Raw genomic sequence first — 10,527 nt, 5'->3', positions numbered from 1 at the left:
ATTAATTTGTTAAATGTCTTAATTCGCTGGTTGAAGTCCATATTCTTTCCCTTTCTCCAGCATAAACCTGAGGGCGTCTTCATAAGAGTTGGTGATTTCTCCTTCAAGTATAGCTTCCCTGATGGCATTTTTGATCAGGCCTACTTCTTTTCCTGCAGACAAGCCGAAGGCATTCATAATATCATTGCCGGTAATTGGGGGTTGCCAGTTCCGGATCTTATCCCGTTCTTCCACATCTTTGAGTTTCTGTTTAACCAGCTCAAAGTTATTGCGGTATTTTTTAACCTTATATTCATTTTTGGTGGTGACATCTGCATTGCAAAGCAGCATGAGGCTTTCAATATCTTCACCAGCATCGAACAATAAGCGGCGTACAGCAGAGTCAGTTACGACTTCCTGGGCCAGTACAATAGGGCGCAGATGGAGTTGTACGAGTTTTTGCACATATTTCATCTTTTCATTGAGGGGAAGTTTCAGTTGGGCAAAGATTTGGGGAACCATACGGGCTCCTTTATCTTCGTGTCCATGAAAAGTCCAGCCGTGGCCTTCTTCAAATCTTTTGGTTGGTGGTTTGGCAATATCATGCAGGATGGCCGCCCACCTTAGCCAAAGGTCATTGGTGTTTAGGGAAATATTATCTAAAACCTGAAGGGTATGGTAGAAGTTGTCTTTGTGCCCTTTTCCATTGATGATTTCGACTCCGTAAAGGTTGGCCATTTGTGGAAAAATGATGCGGAGCAGTCCGGTGTCAAACAAGTATTTAAAACCAACAGACGGAACCGGAGAAAGAATGATCTTATTCAATTCGTCTGTGATACGTTCTTTAGAAACAATGCTGATGCGCTCTTTTTGCTTTTTGATCGCAGAAAGGGCTTTGTCATCAATCGAGAAATTGAGTTGTGAAGCGAAACGGATGGCGCGCATCATCCTTAGGGGGTCATCTGAAAAAGTAATTTCCGCGTCGAGTGGAGTTCTGATCAGTTTTCCCTGGAGATCGCTGATGCCTTGGAAGGGATCAACCAGCACACCGTAATTTGCTGCATTTAAAGAGATGGCTAAAGCATTGATCGTAAAGTCGCGTCTAAGCTGGTCGTCTTCAATAGTGCCGTTTTCTACAATTGGTTTTCTCGAGTTTGCCCGGTAGGACTCTTTTCTGGCGCCTACAAACTCAATTTCCAGGTCGTGGTATTTAAGCATGGCTGTACCAAAGTTCTTAAACACGGCCACTTTGGTTTTCAGCTGACGTCCTGCAAGTTCAGCAAACTCTATGCCATTGCCAAGAACCACAATATCGATGTCTTTTGATGGGCGCTCTAAAAAAATATCACGAACATAGCCTCCAATCACATAAGCTTCGATTGTATGTTGGGCAGCAATATCAGCAAGGACCTTGAAAACTGGATGTTTTAAGTGTTCTTTCATTCGTGTTTAATTATTAAATGCCCTGAATCTTGCGGAAGCAAAATTTCAATAGACAGAAGTATTGGGTTGAGTTTCTGCAAAAGTACTAAAAGTTACCTTCTAATAAAGGAAAATTGGCCGCCTGCTCCTAATTTCATAATGGTAGAAGGTTTTCTGGGGGTTCTGAGTTCTTGTTCCCAATCCACAACATAGTCTACCGCGGCGAGAATGTTCTCGTCTATTTCGTCAAAGAATTTAGGTGCCGGCTGTCCGGAAATGTTTGCTGATGTGGAAGTTATAGGTTTTCGGAACCGTTGCAGAAGCGGTGTGCAAAATTCATGTTTAACCACTCGTATACCCACGCTGCCATCTGCATTGATGACATTTTGGGCAAGGTTTTTCGCACCGGAAAAAATAAGGGTCAATGGGTTTTCTGCAAATTCGATCAGATCATAAGCCACATCGGGTACTTCGGTTACATAACTTTGCACTTTTGCATCAGTGTCCAGAAGGATGATGAAACTTTTGTCGTCAGAACGCCCTTTAATGGCATTGATTTTGGCTGCTGCCGCCTCGTTAGTGGCATCACAACCCAGTCCCCAGACGGTATCTGTGGGATAGAGAATTACACCTCCGTTTCTTAAAACATCCAGTGCTTTTTCGATTTCTGTTTTCAGCATGATACAAAGGTATCATTTTAGTGTTTTTAAATAACAGTCCATCATTTGTTTTGCCAGTAAATGGTTGTCAAATTTTTGGACATAGAGCTGACCCATGGATTTCATGTGCTGCTGAAGTGTCTTATCACCCAGAATACGGTTGCTTTGTTCTGCAAGCTCCTCCGGATTTTCGGGATGTACATATAGGCTGTCCGGGCCGCCCGCTTCTTCCAGGCAGGATCCGGTTGCTCCTATAACAGGGATATTGGAATACATGGCCTCTATAATTGGAATCCCGAATCCTTCGTAATAGGAAGGATAAATGAAAAGGCTGGCCATCTGGTAAATAGAAGGGAGCGCAGAAAAAGGAAGACCCTGAAGGAAAATGACTCTGTGACCGAGGTCCAGCCGCTCTATTTCCTGCTGTACAAGTTTGGCATAAGGCTGGTGTTTTCCAACGACGACCAAGGCATATCCCGGATCGATATCTTTTAATGCTTTAATGATGAGCATCAGATTTTTGCGGGGTTCTACTGTTCCAACGTTCAGAATGTACTTTTCCGGAAGCTGGTACTCTGCTCTAATGCGCTGATGCAGGGAAAGGTCTGGTGCTTGTTTGAAGGCATCATCACAACTCTGGTAAATGACCTCTATTTTGGAGGGGGCAATTTGATAGAGTTCTACAATGTCACGTTTGGTACATTCACTGATGGCGATGATACGGTCGCTGTTGATACAGGCATATCTGGCTTTCAGGTGGTAGATATACCGATCTGCGGGTTTGTAATACTGTGGATAACGTAAATAAATCAGGTCGTGAATGGTGACAGCAGACTTGATTCCTGTCGCTTTTAACCCGAGGGGGATTTCCTGGCTAAGACCATGGAAAAGTGTGATTTTGTCTTTTAGCAGCTGTTTTTTAATGCCATAACTTCTCCACATAAATTTAGGCCCCGCATATTGAGGCAGCTTAAGTGTGATCCTGGCATCCTCAAAAAAAGAACTAACCTGGGGATGATCCTTAATTTTGGGACTGTAAACAAAATAATGGTTTTGATGAAAATAACGGGCCAGCTGCCCAATCAGCGAACGGCTGTAATTGCCTAATCCGGTGAGATTATTCGCTGCCCTTTTTCCATCAAAACCAATATTCATTAATTATACAGCTACATTATTTTCCCTTAATGCATTGTTCAGGGATGTCTTTTTGTCTGTAGATTCTTTACGTTTACCAATGATCAGTGCACAAGGAACCTGGTATTCTCCTGCAGGGAATTTTTTAGTGTAACTTCCAGGGATCACGACAGAACGTGCAGGAACAATTCCTTTATATTCTACTGGTTCCGGACCGGTTACGTCTATGATTTTTGTAGAGGCAGTCAGTACTACGTTGGCACCTAATACAGCCTCATGTTCTACGCGTACACCTTCTACAACGATTGCTCTGGAACCCAGGAAGCAGTTGTCTTCAATAATCACGGGTGCAGCCTGGATCGGTTCTAAAACACCACCAATTCCAACACCACCACTCAAGTGTACGTGTTTTCCAATTTGTGCACAAGAACCCACTGTTGCCCAGGTATCCACCATAGTACCTTCATCTACATAAGCCCCGATGTTTACATATGAAGGCATCAGAATAACACCTTTTGCCAGGAATGCACCGTATCTTGCGATGGCATGAGGAACAACGCGAACACCTAGTTCTTTGTAATTGGTTTTTAATTTCATTTTATCATGAAATACAAAAGGACCAACTATAGTTTCTTTCATCTCTCTGATCGGGAAATAAAGAATTACTGCTTTTTTTACCCATTCATTGACACCCCATGAATTTAAAACAGGTTCTGCTACGCGGAGTTCACCACGGTCAAGCATGATAATTGTACTTTCAATAGCTTCGCAATATTGACTATATTCTAATAAAGTTCTGTCTTCCCAAGCGGCTTCTACTAACTTTTTTAATTCTGCAATCATGATTAAATTTAATTTTTGACAAAATAAATGAAATTTATGTATTGGGCGATGGTTTCATTGGAATATTTTTGTTTTTAACTGTTAATTATGAAGCTTCTTACGTATTTTTGATGTTTATGACCGAGCAGGAAAAATTAAGGATAGACAAATACTTGTGGGCGATACGCTTGTTTAAAACCAGAAGTCTGGCTACAGAGGCATGTAAAGCAGGAAGGGTAAAGCTCAATGGGCAGAATATTAAGCCCTCAGCTATTGTAAAGCCGGGGGATGTATACCAGGTCTCTAAAGGGATTGAAAAGAAAGTGATTGAAGTGGTAGAGCTTTCCTATAATAGAACGGAAGCAAAAATTGCAGTTATGAAATATAAGGACATTACGCCACTGGAAGAAACATTGGCTTACAAATCTACCTTCCATGCGCCTGTGATGACCAGGGACAGAGGCGCAGGAAGACCTACAAAAAGGGACAGAAGAGAAATCGACGGTTTAACAGATAATTTTTTTGAGGAAGATTAAAGAAGCGGAGGATGTTAGTAATCCGTCCGCCTGGTTGATTGTTCCCAAAGTTTAAAAGCCTGCAGTGCTTCATTCCTCATCATCTGTTTGATAGGCAGACTACGTAATTCCATTGGCTTTTCCAGTTCATCATAAATGAATTTATCATCAAAACCAATATTCCCAGCATCTGTTTTTGTGTTGGCGTAATAAATGGTACTGATTCTTGCCCAATAAATAGCGCTCAGGCACATAGGACATGGCTCACAGCTGGTGTAGACCACGCAGCCCGACAGATCAAATGTATTCAGTGCAGTACAAGCCAATCTGATGGCCGAAACTTCCGCATGGGCAGTTGGGTCATTGCTTGTGGTTACCTTATTTCCACTCTGGGCTATGATCTGACCATCTTTTACAATGACGGCACCAAAAGGTCCGCCCAAGCTTTCCAATACATTTTTTTCAGATAATTCAATGGCCAGGCGCATGAATTTTTCGTGTTGAGTTGATTGTTCCATAATTTCTTCAAATAAAAGACCACAAAAAAAATGCCCCGAAATTCAGGGCATTCGAAATTTTAAAGATCAGGAGATTATTTTTTCTCTGCTTTATAAGCATCATTTAATCCAACGATCACTTCACTGGTTACATCTAAAGATTCATCAGCAAAAAGAATCGCGCTGTTTCCTTTGGCATAAGTTAATACCATTTTAAAGCCTTTTTTCTTTGCATAGGTTTTTAAGTAGTCGGCCACTTTATCATATAATTTTTCCTGTTCTGCAGCCTGGTCGCGCTGAAGTGCTGAACCTGCATTTTGCTGATAAGCTTGTAATTCTTGTTGTTTGCGGGCTAACCTTTGCTCTGTTGCTGCTCTTTGATCTGCAGGAAGGGTGTTTTGTTGTTGTTGATACTGGGCAACTTCTCTTTGGAAAGCCTGTGTTTTAGCCCCCATATCTCCTTGGGCAGCCTTGGTTTTGGTTTCCATTTTTGCCTGAAGATCTTTGAAGTATTGGTATTTGGTAAGTAAAGAGTCTGAGTTTACATAAACAATTTGGTCTTTACCAGTTACCGCAGCAGTTTCAGATTTTGTAGCGGAAGTTTTAGTAGCTGCGCCTTCCTTATTCTGGCAGGAAGCCATAATGGAAACCAGAGCGACAGCAGTTGCAAGACCGCTTAGTTTTAGTGTGTTCATTTTCATTATTCTAAATTATTATCTTTTTCTTTTAATACTGTTTTGGCGCTGCAGAGTATCAGTAGTGCCTTTAAATTTAAGCAAATATAAAATTTACAATTTACTATCCTAAATAAAGTGATTTTAAGGCTGTTTTTATGTCATTTTCAGTCTAAATAGTTATCCACATTTACGGTTAATTGGGCATAATTCGTTATTTTTGTATTTATATTTTTTATTAAAATTTATGAGCGAAGAAAAAGATCCAAAGTCAAATTATTCGGCAGATAATATACAGGTATTAGAAGGTTTGGAAGCGGTGCGTAAGCGCCCTTCGATGTATATAGGAGATACCGGAGTTAAAGGTTTGCACCATTTGGTTTATGAGGTAGTCGATAACTCAATTGATGAGGCATTGGCAGGACATGCTGATACCATCTATGTAAATATTTTAAAAGACAACTCTATCCGGGTTGAAGATAACGGCCGGGGTATTCCAACCGGTATCAATACAAAGGAGCAAAAATCAGCTTTAGAGATTGTAATGACCGTGCTGCACGCCGGTGGTAAATTCGATAAGGATACCTATAAGGTTTCCGGAGGTTTGCACGGTGTGGGGGTAAGTTGCGTGAACGCTTTGTCTACACACTTAAGAGCCGAAGTACACAGGGAAGGTAAAATCTGGGTGCAGGAGTACAATATTGGTAAACCTTTGTATGATGTAAAGTCTATTGGTGAAACGGAAAAAAGAGGTACGATCGTAACCTTTACTCCGGATCCGACCATCTTTACACAGACCACAGAGTATCGTTATGATACGCTTGCTTCGAGGTTAAGAGAGCTTGCGTTTCTGAATAAGGGAATTAAACTGACTTTAACAGATGAACGTGAAACTCTTGAAAACGGGGAATTCCTGACCGAGCTTTTTCATTCAGAAGGTGGACTAAAAGAATTTGTACAGTTCCTTGATGGTAACCGTCCTTCATTGATTGAAGAACCGATCTATGTAGAAGGGATTAAAAGTGGTATCCCTGTAGAGCTGGCCTTACAGTACAATGATAGTTATACAGAGAATGTGCATTCTTATGTGAACAATATCAACACCCATGAGGGGGGAACGCATATTGCAGGTTTTAGAAGAGGCTTGACCCGTACACTGAAAGCTTATGCAGATAAGTCCGGTTTATTGAAGAACGTGAAGTTCGAAATTACTGGTGATGACTTCCGCGAAGGTTTAACTGCTGTAGTTTCCGTAAAAGTACAGGAGCCTCAGTTTGAAGGTCAGACCAAAACCAAACTGGGTAACTCTGAGGTAATGGGTGCGGTTGATGTAGCTGTTGGTGAGGCTTTAAATAATTACTTAGAGGAGAATCCGAGGGAAGCGAAGCTGATCATCAATAAAGTGATCCTGGCGGCAACTGCGCGTGCGGCGGCACGTAAAGCCCGTGAAATGGTTCAGCGAAAGAGTGTAATGGGTGGTTCAGGACTTCCTGGTAAACTGGCCGATTGTTCGGACAGCGATCCGGAAAGATGTGAAATTTACCTGGTGGAGGGAGACTCTGCGGGTGGTACGGCAAAACAAGGCCGTGACCGTAATTTCCAGGCCATCCTTCCTTTGAAAGGAAAGATCCTTAACGTGGAAAAAGCAATGGAACATAAGATCTATGAAAATGACGAGATCAAGAATATGTTTACTGCAATTGGTGTGAGTATCGGTACGCCGGAAGACGATAAGGCTTTAAATTTAACCAAGCTGCGTTATCACAAGATTGTGATTATGACGGATGCGGATATTGACGGATCCCACATTACCACATTGATCTTAACTTTCTTCTTCAGGTATATGAAGGCGCTGATTGAGGCTGGATATGTTTATATTGCTGCTCCGCCATTGTACCAGGTTAAAAAGGGTAAAGATTTTGAATATTGCTGGAATGATGTACAACGCGATGCTGCTGTTCAGCGTTTAAAAGGTGCAGGTAAAGAAGAAAGTGTACACGTTCAACGTTACAAAGGTCTAGGTGAGATGAACGCAGAACAATTGTGGGATACCACTTTGAATCCTGCAACCCGTACTCTATTACAGGCAACGATAGAAAATGCTGCTGAGTGTGACCATACTTTCTCTATGTTAATGGGAGATGAAGTAGCACCAAGACGTGATTTTATTGAGCGTAATGCAAAATATGCGAAGATCGATGCTTAATTGATCTTTATTGAAAAGGGCCGGTGGAATTTCACCGGCCCTTTTTTATTTATACAATTTTAACTGTAGCTTTTTGTAATTAATAACAGCTTTGTGTTGGAACAGGATATCGCCTCCAATAATGGCTGCAATAACTGGATGCCCCATTTGTTGATAGGAAGCATTGACGCTGTCGAGATCCAGCCCTACGGCTACGTATTTCTTTAATTTAAGTCCGTTTAGTTTTAAAACCGGAATGGTTGCCATTAAAGTACTTGAGGTACTGAACAGGGTGGTTGCATAATTTTCATCTGTATTTTCCTGTGAAGCTGCAAGGTCATCAGACAGGTGCTTTTCCAGTAATGTTTTGTCGAATACAGATCTCGATGCCCCTGTATCAAGGACAGCCAGATGAGATTCACCAAAAACAACAATTTCCATCAAAAGATGGAAACCGTCGTCTTGTAAGTTGATCAATTTCAAAGGAACATGTATCGCCCTCATGTACTTAGATCAGTTTCATTTCTGCTAAAACACTATTCATGTTCCGTACTGCATCTGCACTTTTATTAAAAGCAGCCTGTTCAGTTTCGTTAAGTTTATAGTCTATAATGGATTCCCATCCGTTGCGGCCAATCACTACAGGAACGCCAAGACAAATATCTTTCTGGCCATATTCTCCGTCTAAGGCTACGCAGCAGGTAAATAGTTTCTTTTCATCACGGACAATGCTTTCTACCAAAGCAGCTCCTGCGGCCCCAGGTGCATACCAGGCCGAAGTACCCAATAATCCGGTTAGGGTTGCGCCACCTACCATAGTATCGGCAGCAACTTTATCTAAAACGGCTTGGTCCAGTAATTCTGTTACTGGCAAACTCTGGTAGGTTGCAAAACGGGTCAGGGGGATCATTGTTGTATCGCCATGGCCACCAATAACAAAACCCTGAAGATCATTTGCGCTGCAGTTGAGTGCCGTGCTCAGGTAATATTTAAAACGGGCGCTGTCTAAAGCTCCACCCATTCCGATAATCCTATGTTTAGGAATACCCAGAGATTTTAAAGATAAATAAGTCATCGTATCCATTGGGTTACTGATCACAATGATGATGGCCTCAGGGGAATATTTCAGGATATTTTCGGCTACGCCTTTCACAATACCTGCATTAATGCCAATAAGTTCCTCGCGGGTCATCCCGGGTTTACGGGGCAGACCTGAAGTGATGACGGCAACGGCTGATCCGGCAGTTTTACTGTAGTCGGCTGTTACACCTGTAATTTTGGTGTCGAAGCCCAGAAGTGCAGCTGTTTGCATCATATCGATCGCTTTGCCTTCTGCAAAGCCTTCTTTAATATCTAAAAGTACAAGTTCCCGTGCCAGCTCTTTTCTTGCAATATTATCAGCACAAGTGGCGCCAACGGCTCCTGCTCCTACAACAGTTATCTTCATAGTCGTATACGTTTTATATTGGAAATTCCATTAATATGTGAACAAGTTATACAATTACTGCTTTATAAAAAATGCTTTTTAAAACTTTATGATTCCTTGGTGGTTTTATGATAAAGAATTTACATTTGCTTAATACTATAGAAACGAGAACTTGATATGGACAATATACCTGTTGAAAAAGTAGATGTGCTCTCTTATGCTGGAAAGTGGTACTCGCTTTGCTCCATCCCAACGTTCCTGGATAAGCACTGGAGGCAAACGATCGAGACTTATGTGATCCATCCAGACGGGTATTATGCGGTATTTACCACCTACAAAGTTATTGGAGAACAAAAGCAAAAATATATCCGGTCTAAGTTGTTTACGGTCAGAGGTACAGGTAATGCGATCTATAAGGCTCAGTTTGTATGGCCTTTTAAAGTAGACTACTGGGTAATCGAACTGGCGGAAGATTATTCCTATGTAGTGATCGGACATCCTAAGCATAAATATTTATTTATTATGGCAAGGAAGCCTCAGCTTGAGGAGCAATTGTTTAATGATATTATTGCCCGCTGCAAGGAGAAAGGGTATGATACCTCTAAACTGGTTTCGCAGGAACATAAATCCGCGGCAAAGCAAAAGTTAGCTGTACATTAAAAGCAGAAAAATCAGGAGCTTAGAAAATTAGGAATTTATTCCGGTTTAAGCATTCGGAACATTTAAAAAATCCGTAATTTTGGGTATTCTTTTTTTTAAGCGAGAATCCTTAATTACCCCATATGTATTTGATTTTTGATACCGAAACGACTGGTTTACCAGGTAATTTTAATGCGCCCATTACCAATACGGATAACTGGCCGCGTTGTATACAGATTGCCTGGCAGCTCCATGATGAATTTGGTGTACTGATAGAAAATCAAGATTACCTGGTTAAGCCAAAGGGATTTAATATTCCTTATGATGCTGAACGTATCCATGGGATTTCTACGGAACTGGCAGAAGAGCAGGGGATAGAACTCGAAGAGGTTCTTGCAAAATTTAATATCGCCCTATCCAAAGCTGAATTTATTGTGGGTCAGAACATTGGTTTTGACGTCAATATTATGGGTTGCGAGTTTTATCGCTATGGCGTAGAAAACCGACTGGCAGATATGCCAGTATTGGATACCTGTACAGAAGTGACCGCTGAATTGCTGAAGTTGCCAGGGGGA

General features: G+C 41.5%; 12 protein-coding genes. 4 read left to right on the top strand and 8 right to left on the bottom strand.

Annotated elements, in window-relative coordinates; translation table 11 throughout:
- Positions 1-18: 18 nt before the first annotated feature.
- From VNZ46_RS03240 to VNZ46_RS03225, 4 genes are all read right to left on the bottom strand, one after another.
- A complete protein-coding gene (locus VNZ46_RS03240) occupies positions 19-1,422 on the bottom strand; it encodes a CCA tRNA nucleotidyltransferase (protein WP_325558639.1) in 1,404 nt (467 codons plus the stop codon).
- Between the two features lie 92 nt (positions 1,423-1,514).
- Positions 1,515-2,081 (bottom strand): L-threonylcarbamoyladenylate synthase, encoded by a 567-nt coding sequence (locus VNZ46_RS03235; protein WP_325558637.1) that lies wholly within the window; start codon positions 2,079-2,081, stop codon positions 1,515-1,517.
- Positions 2,082-2,093: 12 nt separating this feature from the next.
- The gene (locus VNZ46_RS03230; RefSeq protein ID WP_325558636.1) at positions 2,094-3,215 is read right to left on the bottom strand and encodes a glycosyltransferase family 1 protein; all 1,122 of its coding nucleotides are present in this window, start codon (positions 3,213-3,215) and stop codon (positions 2,094-2,096) included.
- Between the two features lie 3 nt (positions 3,216-3,218).
- Positions 3,219-4,037: a 2,3,4,5-tetrahydropyridine-2,6-dicarboxylate N-succinyltransferase gene (locus tag VNZ46_RS03225; RefSeq protein ID WP_325558635.1), complete on the bottom strand. Its 819-nt coding sequence runs from the start codon at positions 4,035-4,037 to the stop codon at positions 3,219-3,221.
- A gap of 116 nt (positions 4,038-4,153) precedes the next feature.
- On the opposite strand from VNZ46_RS03225, the gene VNZ46_RS03220 reads away from it, so the two are divergent.
- Positions 4,154-4,552, top strand: coding sequence for an RNA-binding S4 domain-containing protein (locus VNZ46_RS03220; protein WP_325558641.1), 399 nt, complete (start codon positions 4,154-4,156; stop codon positions 4,550-4,552).
- A gap of 14 nt (positions 4,553-4,566) precedes the next feature.
- Here VNZ46_RS03220 and VNZ46_RS03215 read toward each other — a convergent pair whose 3' ends face one another.
- Both VNZ46_RS03215 and VNZ46_RS03210 read right to left on the bottom strand, forming a co-directional pair.
- A complete protein-coding gene (locus VNZ46_RS03215; RefSeq protein ID WP_325558634.1) occupies positions 4,567-5,049 on the bottom strand; it encodes a nucleoside deaminase in 483 nt (160 codons plus the stop codon).
- Between the two features lie 74 nt (positions 5,050-5,123).
- Positions 5,124-5,729: an OmpH family outer membrane protein gene (locus tag VNZ46_RS03210; protein WP_325558633.1), complete on the bottom strand. Its 606-nt coding sequence runs from the start codon at positions 5,727-5,729 to the stop codon at positions 5,124-5,126.
- Positions 5,730-5,949: 220 nt separating this feature from the next.
- Here VNZ46_RS03210 and gyrB point away from each other — a divergent pair, with 220 nt between their 5' ends.
- Positions 5,950-7,908: a DNA topoisomerase (ATP-hydrolyzing) subunit B gene (gene gyrB / locus VNZ46_RS03205; RefSeq protein ID WP_108554833.1), complete on the top strand. Its 1,959-nt coding sequence runs from the start codon at positions 5,950-5,952 to the stop codon at positions 7,906-7,908.
- A gap of 45 nt (positions 7,909-7,953) precedes the next feature.
- Here the strand turns inward: gyrB and VNZ46_RS03200 are convergent, their stop codons facing one another.
- Positions 7,954-8,391: a hypothetical protein gene (locus tag VNZ46_RS03200; RefSeq protein WP_325558632.1), complete on the bottom strand. Its 438-nt coding sequence runs from the start codon at positions 8,389-8,391 to the stop codon at positions 7,954-7,956.
- Positions 8,392-8,395: 4 nt separating this feature from the next.
- The gene (gene mdh, locus VNZ46_RS03195; protein WP_325558631.1) at positions 8,396-9,334 is read right to left on the bottom strand and encodes a malate dehydrogenase; all 939 of its coding nucleotides are present in this window, start codon (positions 9,332-9,334) and stop codon (positions 8,396-8,398) included.
- Positions 9,335-9,490: 156 nt separating this feature from the next.
- On the opposite strand from mdh, the gene VNZ46_RS03190 reads away from it, so the two are divergent.
- Positions 9,491-9,973 (top strand): lipocalin family protein, encoded by a 483-nt coding sequence (locus tag VNZ46_RS03190; protein ID WP_325558630.1) that lies wholly within the window; start codon positions 9,491-9,493, stop codon positions 9,971-9,973.
- Positions 9,974-10,095: 122 nt separating this feature from the next.
- Positions 10,096-10,527: 3'-5' exonuclease (locus VNZ46_RS03185; RefSeq protein WP_325558629.1), on the top strand; the 432-nt coding region annotated here is incomplete at its 3' end.

It is taken from the genome of Pedobacter sp. (assembly GCF_035566355.1).
In the GTDB taxonomy this organism is placed as follows: domain Bacteria; phylum Bacteroidota; class Bacteroidia; order Sphingobacteriales; family Sphingobacteriaceae; genus Pedobacter.
The sequence above is the reverse complement of the archived record's forward strand: the minus strand, read 5'-3'. Positions and strand labels throughout refer to the sequence as shown.